Raw genomic sequence first — 11,690 nt, 5'->3', positions numbered from 1 at the left:
GAGCGGTAGTTCAGTTGGTTAGAATACCTGCCTGTCACGCAGGGGGTCGCGGGTTCGAGTCCCGTCCGTTCCGCCACTTATTAAGAGCCCTGAGCATTAGCTCAGGGCTTTTTCTTTGCCTGTCATTTAATTATTGCTCAATTCGCAAAAATCCTCTGCATTTCTCGCTCTTTTTCTGCAAAGCGCTGAAGGTCATAATCCCCTCAGTTAACGAACATAGTGATTAAAAAGAGGAATTCTATGACTATCCCTGCATTCGGTTTAGGTACTTTTCGCCTGAAAGACGACGTGGTTATCGCTTCTGTGAAAACGGCGCTTGAACTGGGCTACCGTGCTGTCGACACTGCGCAAATCTATGATAATGAAGCGGCTGTTGGACAGGCGATTGCTGAGAGCGGCGTACCACGTAGCGAGCTGTACATCACCACCAAGGTCTGGATTGAAAACCTTAGCAAAGACAAGCTAATCCCAAGCCTGAAAGAGAGCCTGAAAAAACTGCGTACCGATTATGTCGATCTGACGCTGATCCACTGGCCATCTCCGGGTGATGCCGTGTCTGTCGAAGAATTTATGCAGGCATTGCTGGAAGCTAAAAAACAAGGGCTGACTCGCGAAATTGGCATCTCAAACTTCACCATTCCGTTGATGGAAAAGGCTATTGCCGCGGTGGGCGCAGACAATATCGCCACCAACCAGATTGAGCTATCTCCGTATCTGCAGAATCGTAAGGTGGTTGACTGGGCGAAAGCGCACGGTATCCACATCACCTCTTATATGACGCTGGCATACGGTAAAGCGCTGAAAGATGAAGTGATTGCGCGCATTGCGGCTAAACATAATGCGACCCCGGCGCAGGTTATTCTGGCATGGGCAATGGGTGAAGGTTACTCCGTGATCCCTTCATCCACCAGGCGTGAAAACCAGGCAAGCAACCTGCTGGCGCAGGACCTGCATCTGGATGCCGAAGATAAAAATGCGATCGCGGCACTGGACTGCAACGATCGTCTGGTTAGCCCGGAAGGACTGGCTCCTGCCTGGGATTAATTACCCGATCCTTTGTACCTTTAACCCTCTTTCACAGCTCCTTCGGGAGCTGTTCTTATATATTCGCTCAAAAAGTCGATAAATGCCCGAATACGTGTGCTGACGGCGCGGTCGCTGTAGTAAACGGCGCTGAAAGGCATTTCTACCGGCAGACGTTTATCGGCCAGCAGTTCCACCAGTTCTCCCCGGGCGATCTCTTTATCAATCATATAATCTGAAAGACATGCAATGCCGTTACCGTTCAGGCAAAGCTGTTTTAACGTTTCCCCGCTATTGGAAGAAATCCCACATTCAACCTCATGGAGCTGCCCATCGCTACAGGCTATTGGCCAGGTATTGAGCGAAACAGGTTCTGAGAACCCCAGGCACAGATGCCGTTTTAACTGTTCAACGGTCTCTGGCTTGCCAAAACGGGCAATATAATCCGGTGAGGCGATAATCTTACGATAACTGGTAAATAACGGACGCGCGCGCAGACTTGAATCTGTCAACCTACCTGCGCGTATCGCAACATCCACTTTTCGTTCAATAAGATTGATGAACGTTTCTGAGGAGACAAGAGACAACGTTATTTCCGGATACCGTTCACGAAAAGGTTTAATCAGCGGCATCAGGAAATGCAGCATTACCGGCGTTGCCGCATCGATACGCAGTAAGCCGCGTGGGGTATTACGCGACTCCATGATTTCCGTTTCTGCGGCAGCCATTTCTTGCAGTATCTGCTGCACACGCCTGAAGTATCGCTCTCCTTCTTCAGTCAGGCTCAGCTGTCGGGTCGTACGATTAAGCAGACTGACGCCGAGCTTCATCTCCAGCTTTTTAACTACCCGGCTGACAGCGGAATTGGCCTGTCCGAGCTGCTCTGCCGCCCGGCTGAAGCTGCCGCTTTCCACGACAGCGACAAAAATTGCAAGTTCTTCGGAGGTGGCTTTCATTTTTGCTCCTGAAGCAAAATTAAATTGATATTTTGGCTATTTTTGTCATTAAAACATCCAGGCATACTGCGTGTCATCTGATTACTGCTGTTATGGAGTTATGTATGCCTCTCGCTTTATTTGCACTGACAATAAGTGCCTTCGCTATTGGCACGACTGAATTCGTGATTGTCGGCCTGGTGCCGACCATTGCACAACAACTGGCTGTCTCGTTACCTTCCGCCGGAATGCTGGTTTCAATCTATGCGCTGGGTGTGGCTATTGGCGCGCCGGTGCTAACCGCTCTGACCGGACGCCTGCCGCGTAAACAGTTACTGGTTGCGCTGATGGTCTTGTTTACGGCGGGGAATTTGCTGGCGTGGCAGGCGCCGGGCTATATGACATTAATCGTCGCCCGTCTGCTGACGGGCCTGGCGCACGGCGTGTTCTTCTCGATTGGCTCTACCATCGCGACAAGTCTGGTGCCGAAAGAGAAAGCGGCTTCTGCTATCGCTATTATGTTTGGTGGTTTAACGGTAGCGCTGGTAACAGGCGTTCCGCTGGGCACATTTATCGGTCAGCATTTTGGCTGGCGTGAGACCTTCCTTGCGGTATCACTGTTAGGCGTGATTGCGCTGATGAGTAGTCAATTGCTGATCCCTGCCAATATTCCCGGTCGGGCGGCCGCCAGCATTCGTGACCAAGTGAAAGTACTGACTCATCCTCGTCTGTTACTGATTTACGCCGTTACGGCGCTGGGCTACGGTGGAGTGTTCACTGCATTCACCTTCCTGGCGCCAATGATGCAGGATCTGGCGGGATTCTCCCCGGCAGCGGTAAGCTGGATCTTACTGGGGTATGGCGTATCAGTGGCTATCGGCAATATCTGGGGCGGTAAACTGGCGGATAAGCATGGTGCCGTGCCGGCGCTGAAATTCATTTTCGCCGCGCTGTTTGTTCTGCTGATGGTCTTCCAGGTGACGGCCTCCACGCAGTATGCCGCGCTGGCTACCATTCTGGTGATGGGGATCTTTGCCTTCGGTAACGTACCGGGGTTGCAGGTCTACGTGGTACAGAAAGCGGAACAATTCACGCCTAATGCGGTAGATGTGGCGTCAGGTCTGAACATTGCGGCGTTTAACATTGGTATTGCGCTGGGTTCCGTGATTGGCGGACAAACGGTGGCGCATTACGGTTTGGCGCAGACGCCGTGGATTGGCGCCCTCATTGTTCTGGTGGCTTTCCTGCTGATGAGTGTCAGCGGACGTCTTGATAAACCTGTACGCATTGCTCTGGAGTAAATTATTGATGTAAGCGCCTACTTACAAAACAAACTGCAATTGTTCGTTGAAAGTGAGTGCTAAAATCCCTATAACAGAAAGACCATTCCGTTTCCGGACTGGTTACGTTATAGAGGTTTGAAAGTCAAAAGTGCGAAAAAACACCTATGCGATGCGCTATGTTGCCGGACAGCCCGCCGAACGGATTTTGCCGCCAGGGTCGTTTGCGAGCATTGGCCAGGCATTGCCCGCCGGGGAACCGTTAAGCAGTGAAGAGCGGATCCGTATCCTCGTGTGGAATATATTCAAGCAGCAGCGAGCCGAATGGTTATCGGTGCTGAAGAACTACGGCAAAGATGCGCATCTGGTCCTGTTGCAGGAGGCCCAGACGACGCCTGAACTGGTACAGTTTGCCACCGCTAACTATCTTGCCGCCGATCAGGTTCCCGCTTTTGTATTACCTCAGCACCCGTCTGGCGTCATGACGCTGTCTGCCGCCCATCCTGTTTACTGCTGCCCTTTACGGGAAAGAGAACCAATTTTACGTTTGGCGAAATCAGCCCTGGTGACGGTATATCCCTTGCCGGATACCCGTTTATTAATGGTAGTAAATGTTCATGCGGTAAATTTTAGTCTGGGCGTGGACGTATACAGTAAGCAGCTACTTCCGATCGGCGACCAGATTGCGCACCATAGCGGCCCTGTCATTATGGCGGGTGATTTTAATGCCTGGAGCCGTCCACGTATGAATGCGTTGTACCGCTTTGCACGTGAGATGTCGCTGCGCCAGGTGCGTTTCACTGACGATCAACGCCGTCGTGCGTTTGGACGACCGCTGGATTTTGTTTTTTATCGTGGTTTAAACGTGAATGAAGCCTCCGTACTGGTGACGCGCGCTTCCGATCACAATCCGCTACTCGTTGAATTCAGTCCCGGCAAACCTGAGCAATAAAGGTGCGTCAGGTCTGCCGTGGGGCAGGCCTCTGCGGGTGCTGCCCTTTACTTTTCTCATAACAGAAGGGCACTACCATGACAACGCATTCCCACCATGACAATGTCGAAAAGCAGTTTGGTTCACAGGCGAACGCCTATTTACATAGCGCCGTTCACGCAGCGGGTCGTGACTTAGTGCGGCTGGCGCAAAGGCTGTCTGATTTTTCCCAGGCGAACGTACTGGATATGGGATGTGGAGCTGGACACGCGAGTTTTGTCGCTGCGCAACATGTCAACTCGGTCGTGGCATACGATTTATCCGCCAGCATGCTTGAGGTTGTCGCTGGAGCGGCGGAAGAAAGACATTTAAGTAATATTACTCTCCGGCAAGGTTATGCCGAAAAACTGCCCTTTGAAGATGCATCGTTTGAGGTGGTGATTAGCCGCTATTCCGCGCATCACTGGCACGACGTTGGTCAGGCATTGCGTGAAGTTAATCGTGTATTAAAACCCGGCGGCGTGCTGATTATCATGGATGTCATGTCGCCAGGACATCCTGTACGCGATATCTGGCTGCAAACGGTGGAGGCGTTACGCGACACGTCGCATGTCCGTAATTATTCCAGTGGTGAATGGCTGGCGATGGTCAATAATGCGATGCTGGTAACGAATACCGTGATAACCGATCGTTTATCGCTGGAGTTTCGCTCATGGGTAACGCGGATGCGTACGCCAGCGCCGTTGGTTGAGGCGATTCGATTATATCAGGCGAGTGCCCCGGTAGAGGTGAAGCGTTATTTTGAGTTGCAGGATGACGGTTCGTTTAGCAGCGATACTATCATGCTGGAAGCGCATAAAGCGGTATAGCAATTTAAAAGGCGCCGGGGGAAGCGGCGCCTTTTGGCTTTTTCGTCGGACAATATCAGGAGTCTGGCGTGCTATTGTCCTTCACAAACAACGTAAGCTGATCGCCCGGTTGTAGATTATCCGTATCATGGTTCCAACGCATCACATCTTTGATATTCACCCCGTGACGTCTGGCGATACTGGAAAGCGAATCGCCTTTACGGACACGATAGGTAATGCTATCGCTATTGTTTGCCAGTCGTTGTGCGCTGCTGCCAGCGCCCACGGTCAGGCTTTGCCCGATTTTCAGGCGCGAACCACGCAGGTTGTTCCACTGCTGCAAGTCCTTCGTGCTTACGCCAAGCCGCGAAGCAATACCGGAAAGCGTATCGCCAGAGCGCACCTTATAGCTACGGCTATTCAACGGCGTATTGTCGGCGATCAGTTGGGACTGAACGGCGTCAATCTCACCGGAAGCCAGCGACTCACGCAACTGCTCGGCATGCTTTTTGGGCACCATAACATATTGCGGACCGCTTACGCCTAAGGTAGACCCTTTTACACCGGCATTAAACGTCTTCAGCTTGCTGATAGACATGCCCGCCATATCCGCAACCTGGGCCATTTCAACTGGACTGTTTAAACGAACTCGTGCCAGCGCTCGGCTTTCATCTGTTGTTGGCAGACGTACGCCGTAGCGTTTGCTGTTTTTGAGAATTTCACTCAATGCCAGCATCTTAGGTACGTAGAGTTTCGTTTCCCTGGGCAAAGAAAGCGACCAGAAATCCGTCGGTTTTCCACGCGCTTTGTTTGCTTTAATTGCCCGCATAACACGGCCTTCGCCGCTGTTATACGCTGCAACGGTTAACAGCCAGTCGCCGTCAAACATTTTGTTCAGACGCTGCATCATGTCTAACGCGGCGGTCGTAGAGGCTACAACATCGCGACGCGCGTCATAATTACGGGTCTGCTTTAAACCATAATTGCGCCCTGTGCTCGGTATGATCTGCCAGATGCCTGCGGCATTGGCGCCAGACGTTGCGTGAGGATCAAAAGCGCTCTCCACTATGGGTAGTAGTACCAGCTCCATAGGCATGTTACGTTTCTTAACCTGCCCCGCTATCCAGTACATATACGGCTCTGCCCGTAAAGTTACATCGTGGAGATAGCTCTTATTGCGTAAATACTTCTGTTTCTGTTCGCGAATCCGGCTGTTTTCCGGAATTCCCATCTTTAGCTCGTCGCCAATGAAAGCCCACAAGTCCTGATCTGGCGCGATAGACGTTCCGTCGTCCATCCATCGTGCCTGACTCGTAAACTTTCCTGCTTCCCCTTGACCAGCTGCAGAAAGGCTCTGTGCGTGCTGTTGGACGTTGCCAGTGTTCTGAGACGTCTGGCACCCCACAAGCAGGACAGAGGCGAGTAATATCGCTTTTGCCTTCATGTGTGTGTCAATAGTTGCTTAAAAGACGACCGATCATAACGGCGAAGTTAGCGAATGACAAGTAAGAATTATCAGAACGTGTCTTTCTTTGACCTTAACCATGCAAAACGCGCTTCTGGTTGTTGCAATATTGTTTCTTTGTTTATTTCGTTAATTAAATCAATATCTTCAGTTCTTAAAAAAAGATTAATCTTACGCTCATTTTTAAGAATAACGGGTAATGTCATTTGTTTTTTTACACGTAACTCTTTAACTTTACGATAATATTCATTTATGAACGAATCGTGCGGAAGTATGCTCAATGCGAACTTAATGTTAGCTAAAGTGTATTCGTGAGCGCAGCAAATGAGCGTGTCGTCAGGCAGAGAGTTAATTTTCATAAGTGACTGATACATCTGTGATGGCGTGCCTTCAAACAGTCGACCACAGCCGCCAGAAAACAGCGTGTCGCCGCAGAATAAGTAAGGGTGGCTAAAGTAACAGACGTGTCCTAACGTGTGGCCCGGCGTGGCAAAAAGAGTAAATTTCTCGCCTAAAACGCGAATAGTATCGCCATCGCCAACAAGATGGGTTGCTCCCTTGTCTTGCGTTTCCGCCGGTCCATAAACCGTCATTTGCGGGAAGTGTTGCAACAGCTCTTTGACTCCGCCAACATGGTCGTGATGGTGATGCGTCAGAAAAATCGCCTCCGGCATCCACTTATGTTCAGCAATGGCCTTTAAGACGGGGGCCGCTTCGCCGGGATCAACAATCACACAGCGGCCTTCATCATTGGTCAGCACCCAGATGTAATTGTCCTGAAACGCGGGAATACTGTTAAGATTCATATATTACCTCTCAAATAATTAGCGGAAGGTTGCGATGAAACCGGCAAGGCTCTCTCAAACTGTCGTTGCGCCCGGATGTTGGGGTGAGTTGCCCTGGGGCAATTACTACCGTGAGGCGCTGGAACAGCAGCTAAATCCGTGGCTTGCAAAAATGTATGGTTTCCATTTGCTTAAAATCGGTAATTTAAGCGCAGAAATCAATTCCGAAGCGTGCGCGGTCTCCCATCAGGTGAATGTTTCATCGCAGGGCTCACCGATGCAGGTTCTGGCCGATCCGCTACACCTTCCTTTTGCGGATAAATCCGTCGATGTTTGTCTGCTGGCGCATACTTTGCCGTGGTGTACCGACCCGCACCGTTTATTGCGGGAAGCCGACCGCGTATTGATTGATGACGGTTGGCTGGTCATCAGTGGATTTAACCCGCTGAGTTTGATGGGGTTACGTAAACTGGTACCCGTTTTACGTAAAACACCGCCCTATAATAGTCGGATGTTTACCCTTATGCGGCAACTGGACTGGCTGTCTTTACTCAATTTTGAAGTGCTACATTATAGCCGTTTTCATGTCTTACCCTGGAAAAAGCAGGGGGGGCGGCTTTTAAATACGCATATCCCGGCGCTGGGCTGTTTACAGCTTATTGTGGCCCGTAAGCGGACCATCCCGCTTACGCTTAATCCGCTGCGACATAATAAAAGTAAAACCCCTATCCGCCAGACCGTTGGCGCCACCCGGCAATATCGCAAACCGGATGGCTAAGCCTCCGCCTGGTAGCCACTATCTTCCTGCGTGGGGTTCATTGCCGCGGCGCGCGCCAGTTCATCACAACGCTCGTTTTCGGGATGGCCTGCATGGCCTTTGACCCATACCCATTTGATCTGATGCTGACCTAACGCAGCATCGAGACGTTTCCACAGATCGACATTTTTTACGGGTTTCTTTTCCGCTGTTTTCCAGCCGCGTTTCTTCCAGTTATGAATCCATTGGGTAATTCCTTGCCGCACATATTGGCTGTCGGTGCTCAATGTCACTTCGCAATGTTCTTTTAACGCTTCAAGCGCGACGATCGCCGCCATCAGTTCCATACGGTTATTGGTGGTCAGCGTGTAACCTTCACTAAACGTTTTTTCATGACCGCGATAGCGTAAGATAGCGCCATAACCACCAGGCCCTGGATTCCCCAGGCAAGAGCCATCGGTGAAAATTTCTACCTGTTTAAGCATCTCTGGTAGACTTCCTGTAATTGAAATCGATAACAAAACGCAAGTCTGACATAAATGACCGATATGAGCACTGCAATTACACGACAGATTGTCCTCGATACCGAAACCACCGGTATGAACCAGATAGGCGCGCACTATGAAGGTCACAAGATTATTGAGATCGGTGCGGTTGAGGTGATAAACCGTCGTCTGACCGGCAACAATTTTCATGTTTACCTGAAGCCGGATCGGCTGGTGGATCCGGAGGCGTTTGGCGTACACGGTATTGCCGATGAGTTTCTGCTGGATAAGCCGGTTTTTGCTGATGTGGTCGATGAGTTTCTTGATTATATCCGCGGCGCGGAGCTGGTCATCCATAACGCATCGTTCGATATCGGCTTTATGGATTATGAGTTTGGTCTGCTTAAACGCGATATTCCTAAAACCAATACTTTCTGCAAAGTTACCGATAGCCTGGCGTTGGCGCGGAAAATGTTCCCCGGCAAGCGTAACAGCCTTGATGCGCTGTGTTCGCGTTATGAGATAGATAATAGCAAACGTACTTTGCACGGCGCATTGCTCGATGCCCAGATCCTTGCCGAAGTGTATCTGGCGATGACGGGCGGACAAACGTCCATGACGTTTGCGATGGAAGGAGAGACGCAACGGCAGCAAGGTGAAGCGACCATTCAGCGAATCGTTCGCCAGGCCAGCCGGTTACGGGTCGTTTTTGCCTCTGAGGAAGAGCTGGCTGCGCATGAATCGCGGCTTGATCTGGTGCAGAAAAAGGGCGGAAGTTGCCTTTGGCGGGCGTAATTTATTCCTTTTTAGGCTATAAAAATCATCCTTCGGGCGATTTTTGCAGCAACTGATTCAAAAGGTGAGAAAAAGCGTTGACGGGCGACACCGCAAACCGTAATATTCGCCTCGTTCCCAGCGGGAACATCACGGAGCGGTAGTTCAGTTGGTTAGAATACCTGCCTGTCACGCAGGGGGTCGCGGGTTCGAGTCCCGTCCGTTCCGCCACTATTCGAGGCCATGCTATTGATTAGCATGGCCTTTTTCTTTTCCTGTTTTTTCTGGTGTGCCATTCAGTATGCCATCAGCGTCCGGCTTGCATCGGTGTAAATCAGCCTGTACCGGACATCAGCGTGTCGATTGAGCCTCATCCTGCCGCCACTCTCCCCGGGTAGTGTCTGGCGATGATGTCGTTCAGTTTATCCACCAGTTCCGGTCGTTTGAAAGTAATATGGGCAGTTCCCTTCTGAAAATATTTGATTTTAAACATCTCGTCCTCGTAACTGTTACTCCCTCTGTTATCGTGAATGTGATCGCCTAGGCGTCGGGTCACATCAGCACGGTTATCAGGAGCGGGTTTCCCATCCAGCAGCATAAGCATACGTTCCAGGTCAGCGAGCCGATCACGCTGCCAGCCCCAGTTCAGTCCAAATCCCCATCTGTCGCATTTTACCAGACCGTTCACGATAATTTTTTTCCCGAATTTACACGGCGAATTTGACTTAAAATCCCAGCTAAGGCTTTTGAACACATTAATCACACCGCGTTCAAACACCTCGTCTTTGCTCTGGTGCAGTTGCTCAAAGGTACTGAGTATATTCGCTTCACTGATGGCTGGAATATCATCACCTTCAAGGTTTCTGTACCACTGGTCACGGGCCTGAGCGTCCATCAGACTCAGCATTCCGGACTTCTTCATCAGGTCCCGCCATATGCTGCGATCGAGATTACGGGTAATAGCTTTCATTGCCGCTTCTGGTTTCTCCATCAGCCAGCAGCCGCAGCGAAAATCCTGCTTCATGCCCCAGTCCAGGGCGGCTTTACCGCCGATGCTTCTGGTCAGCGCCGATATTTCTGCAATCCGCTCAGTCACGGTTCTGATCTGTTCAAGTGCAGCGTTGCGTCCGGTGACGATACGTTCAATGCTGGTGGAGCAAATCATATCGGTATGGTCAGTTAAGACTTCGGGGTCGGCATTAGTGTGTTCTGACATTATTTTCTTTCCTTTATATAAGCACAAAACGCCGGTCTGTGAGGACCGGCGCTTATGCGAGTGTCAGTAAGGTGGTGTTACTGCGGAGAAAGTAAAAGCCGGAGGTAGTGTATCATCCGGACCTCGTTCAGGGCCTGTTCAACAGAGGGCAGGAGTGCTGCTGAACCGGTGAGAGTATCGTCGTTATCGAAGATGATCTCTGTACCACAGTCGATATTGTCCTGCAGCCAGCAGATCAGGATCTGCAGCCCTTCTTCAGTGGTTAATGGCATGTGTTTACCTCAGTGGGGAAGTGGGTTACCAGTCGAAGGTGGCAAAGCCTGGCAGGAGTTCGCCGAAAGCATCCAGGTGGAGAATACCAGCGGCGTAACGGCGTATCAGCGTCACCACTAACCGTCGACAGGCTTTCGACAGCCCCAGCCGTTTAAGCCGCAGAACCGGAAATGACCATGCCTCCAGGTGGAGTAAGTAGCCGGAGCCGGTATACAAAATCCACTCCGACTCGCCAAAGTCTTCATACTGGTGTGAAAGGGTAAACAGCAGAGCATTGTCTTTCTCCGTGATATGTGCGGTGCTGCACTGAATGCCGTTAACGCGGGCGACGGGCGGAAGCGGATCTTCAACAATCAGCTTTCCGGGCTCGTCAGCAACGCGAAGTGAATATCCGTTATCACAGACCACATCGATCAGGCTGGCGAGTTCAATACCGTCGATATCCACGACGATCCGGCCCCCATTAAGGGCCCGGACGTTGATTGTATCGGCTTCCACGGTCATGGACAGCTTCATCGTGCCCCCCCGCTGTATCTGCCGGTGGTGATGTCGGTAACGGCCCGGTAGCCACGACGTTTCATCAGGCCACAGGCTTTTCTGGCGCGGAGAATATCGATACGGGTAATGAACGGAGACTGCACTGCAATACTGAATCCCGGGCGGTCGGTCCGGACCAGGTCATATTTTTCAACAATACCGTTCAGCGCATCGCACAGGGAGATGCCGGCGTTGATATGCTGCTCAATGACGCCGTCGTTAGCAAACGGGGTGTCGTTCAGCATCAGACCGTAGTGTTGTTGCAGCAGATGCGACAGCAGGGTCTGCCAGATGCCGACAGGCGTGGGGTGTGACGAAGTCGCCCCGGGCGGGAGTGAGGGTAAAATCTGCATAATGTGTTCTCTGTTGGTGGAAGGTAAG

14 protein-coding genes and 1 tRNA gene are annotated in these 11,690 nt (G+C 51.2%); 7 read left to right on the top strand and 8 right to left on the bottom strand.

What is annotated here, in order from left to right; all coding sequences use genetic code 11:
* Positions 1-240 precede the first annotated feature (240 nt).
* Entirely contained in the window at positions 241-1,044 is an 804-nt protein-coding gene (dkgB, locus tag ACLJTG_RS12575) for a 2,5-didehydrogluconate reductase DkgB (RefSeq protein WP_198898195.1), read from the top strand.
* Positions 1,045-1,064: 20 nt separating this feature from the next.
* Here dkgB and yafC read toward each other — a convergent pair whose 3' ends face one another.
* Positions 1,065-1,979 carry a DNA-binding transcriptional regulator YafC gene (gene yafC / locus ACLJTG_RS12570; protein ID WP_198898196.1) on the bottom strand — a complete coding sequence of 305 codons (915 nt, stop codon included), beginning with the start codon at positions 1,977-1,979 and terminating at the stop codon, positions 1,065-1,067.
* 104 nt (positions 1,980-2,083) lie between these two features.
* Here yafC and ACLJTG_RS12565 point away from each other — a divergent pair, with 104 nt between their 5' ends.
* The 3 genes from ACLJTG_RS12565 to ACLJTG_RS12555 all read left to right on the top strand — a co-directional run bounded on the left by ACLJTG_RS12565 (position 2,084) and on the right by ACLJTG_RS12555 (position 5,038).
* Positions 2,084-3,259: an MFS transporter gene (locus tag ACLJTG_RS12565; protein WP_020999968.1), complete on the top strand. Its 1,176-nt coding sequence runs from the start codon at positions 2,084-2,086 to the stop codon at positions 3,257-3,259.
* A 130-nt stretch (positions 3,260-3,389) separates the two neighbouring features.
* Entirely contained in the window at positions 3,390-4,190 is an 801-nt protein-coding gene (locus ACLJTG_RS12560) for an endonuclease/exonuclease/phosphatase family protein (protein ID WP_001230970.1), read from the top strand.
* A gap of 77 nt (positions 4,191-4,267) precedes the next feature.
* On the top strand, positions 4,268-5,038 hold the full coding sequence (locus ACLJTG_RS12555; protein ID WP_000207233.1) for a class I SAM-dependent methyltransferase: 771 nt from the start codon (positions 4,268-4,270) through the stop codon (positions 5,036-5,038).
* Positions 5,039-5,093: 55 nt separating this feature from the next.
* Here the strand turns inward: ACLJTG_RS12555 and mltD are convergent, their stop codons facing one another.
* Together mltD and gloB are read right to left on the bottom strand one after the other, a co-directional pair.
* Positions 5,094-6,461, bottom strand: coding sequence for a murein transglycosylase D (mltD, locus tag ACLJTG_RS12550; protein ID WP_000644706.1), 1,368 nt, complete (start codon positions 6,459-6,461; stop codon positions 5,094-5,096).
* 71 nt (positions 6,462-6,532) lie between these two features.
* Positions 6,533-7,288, bottom strand: a complete 756-nt coding sequence (gene gloB / locus ACLJTG_RS12545) for a hydroxyacylglutathione hydrolase (RefSeq protein ID WP_001052773.1) — start codon at positions 7,286-7,288, stop codon at positions 6,533-6,535.
* Positions 7,289-7,322: 34 nt separating this feature from the next.
* Between gloB and ACLJTG_RS12540 the strand changes: the two genes are divergently transcribed.
* The gene (locus ACLJTG_RS12540) at positions 7,323-8,045 is read left to right on the top strand and encodes a class I SAM-dependent methyltransferase (RefSeq protein ID WP_000801242.1); all 723 of its coding nucleotides are present in this window, start codon (positions 7,323-7,325) and stop codon (positions 8,043-8,045) included.
* Here the strand turns inward: ACLJTG_RS12540 and rnhA are convergent.
* A complete protein-coding gene (gene rnhA / locus ACLJTG_RS12535; RefSeq protein WP_000917872.1) occupies positions 8,042-8,509 on the bottom strand; it encodes a ribonuclease HI in 468 nt (155 codons plus the stop codon). The two genes, ACLJTG_RS12540 and rnhA, sit on opposite strands and share 4 nt — an antisense overlap.
* Positions 8,510-8,572: 63 nt before the next feature.
* Here rnhA and dnaQ point away from each other — a divergent pair, with 63 nt between their 5' ends.
* Together dnaQ and ACLJTG_RS12525 are read left to right on the top strand one after the other, a co-directional pair.
* On the top strand, positions 8,573-9,304 hold the full coding sequence (gene dnaQ / locus ACLJTG_RS12530; RefSeq protein WP_001670675.1) for a DNA polymerase III subunit epsilon: 732 nt from the start codon (positions 8,573-8,575) through the stop codon (positions 9,302-9,304).
* Between the two features lie 133 nt (positions 9,305-9,437).
* A tRNA-Asp gene (locus ACLJTG_RS12525) sits at positions 9,438-9,514 on the top strand.
* Between the two features lie 139 nt (positions 9,515-9,653).
* Here the strand turns inward: ACLJTG_RS12525 and ACLJTG_RS12520 are convergent.
* From ACLJTG_RS12520 to ACLJTG_RS12505, 4 genes are all read right to left on the bottom strand, one after another.
* On the bottom strand, positions 9,654-10,499 hold the full coding sequence (locus ACLJTG_RS12520; protein ID WP_001289297.1) for a DUF4942 domain-containing protein: 846 nt from the start codon (positions 10,497-10,499) through the stop codon (positions 9,654-9,656).
* A 77-nt stretch (positions 10,500-10,576) separates the two neighbouring features.
* The gene (locus ACLJTG_RS12515) at positions 10,577-10,771 is read right to left on the bottom strand and encodes a DUF957 domain-containing protein (protein ID WP_001537473.1); all 195 of its coding nucleotides are present in this window, start codon (positions 10,769-10,771) and stop codon (positions 10,577-10,579) included.
* Positions 10,772-10,796: 25 nt separating this feature from the next.
* Positions 10,797-11,288, bottom strand: coding sequence for a DUF5983 family protein (locus tag ACLJTG_RS12510; protein ID WP_000777708.1), 492 nt, complete (start codon positions 11,286-11,288; stop codon positions 10,797-10,799).
* Positions 11,285-11,662: a TA system toxin CbtA family protein gene (locus ACLJTG_RS12505; RefSeq protein WP_001746454.1), complete on the bottom strand. Its 378-nt coding sequence runs from the start codon at positions 11,660-11,662 to the stop codon at positions 11,285-11,287. Before ACLJTG_RS12505 ends, ACLJTG_RS12510 begins: the two co-directional genes overlap by 4 nt.
* Positions 11,663-11,690: the final 28 nt, after the last annotated feature.

It is taken from the genome of Salmonella sp. SAL00672, from assembly GCF_046552175.1.
Taxonomy (GTDB): Bacteria; Pseudomonadota; Gammaproteobacteria; order Enterobacterales; family Enterobacteriaceae; genus Salmonella; species Salmonella enterica.
This window is presented reverse-complemented; position numbering and strand designations above follow the sequence as displayed.

Bases quoted from the DNA above. Each gene is read 5' to 3' on its own strand.
- dkgB (WP_198898195.1), top strand. From the start codon at position 241: ATGACTATCCCTGCATTCGGTTTAGGTACTTTTCGCCTGAAAGACGAC.
- yafC (WP_198898196.1), bottom strand. From the start codon at position 1,979: ATGAAAGCCACCTCCGAAGAACTTGCAATTTTTGTCGCTGTCGTGGAA.
- ACLJTG_RS12565 (WP_020999968.1), top strand. From the start codon at position 2,084: ATGCCTCTCGCTTTATTTGCACTGACAATAAGTGCCTTCGCTATTGGC.
- ACLJTG_RS12555 (WP_000207233.1), top strand. From the start codon at position 4,268: ATGACAACGCATTCCCACCATGACAATGTCGAAAAGCAGTTTGGTTCA.
- mltD (WP_000644706.1), bottom strand. From the start codon at position 6,461: ATGAAGGCAAAAGCGATATTACTCGCCTCTGTCCTGCTTGTGGGGTGC.
- gloB (WP_001052773.1), bottom strand. From the start codon at position 7,288: ATGAATCTTAACAGTATTCCCGCGTTTCAGGACAATTACATCTGGGTG.
- ACLJTG_RS12540 (WP_000801242.1), top strand. From the start codon at position 7,323: ATGAAACCGGCAAGGCTCTCTCAAACTGTCGTTGCGCCCGGATGTTGG.
- rnhA (WP_000917872.1), bottom strand. From the start codon at position 8,509: ATGCTTAAACAGGTAGAAATTTTCACCGATGGCTCTTGCCTGGGGAAT.
- dnaQ (WP_001670675.1), top strand. From the start codon at position 8,573: ATGAGCACTGCAATTACACGACAGATTGTCCTCGATACCGAAACCACC.
- ACLJTG_RS12520 (WP_001289297.1), bottom strand. From the start codon at position 10,499: ATGTCAGAACACACTAATGCCGACCCCGAAGTCTTAACTGACCATACC.
- ACLJTG_RS12515 (WP_001537473.1), bottom strand. From the start codon at position 10,771: ATGCCATTAACCACTGAAGAAGGGCTGCAGATCCTGATCTGCTGGCTG.
- ACLJTG_RS12510 (WP_000777708.1), bottom strand. From the start codon at position 11,288: ATGAAGCTGTCCATGACCGTGGAAGCCGATACAATCAACGTCCGGGCC.
- ACLJTG_RS12505 (WP_001746454.1), bottom strand. From the start codon at position 11,662: ATGCAGATTTTACCCTCACTCCCGCCCGGGGCGACTTCGTCACACCCC.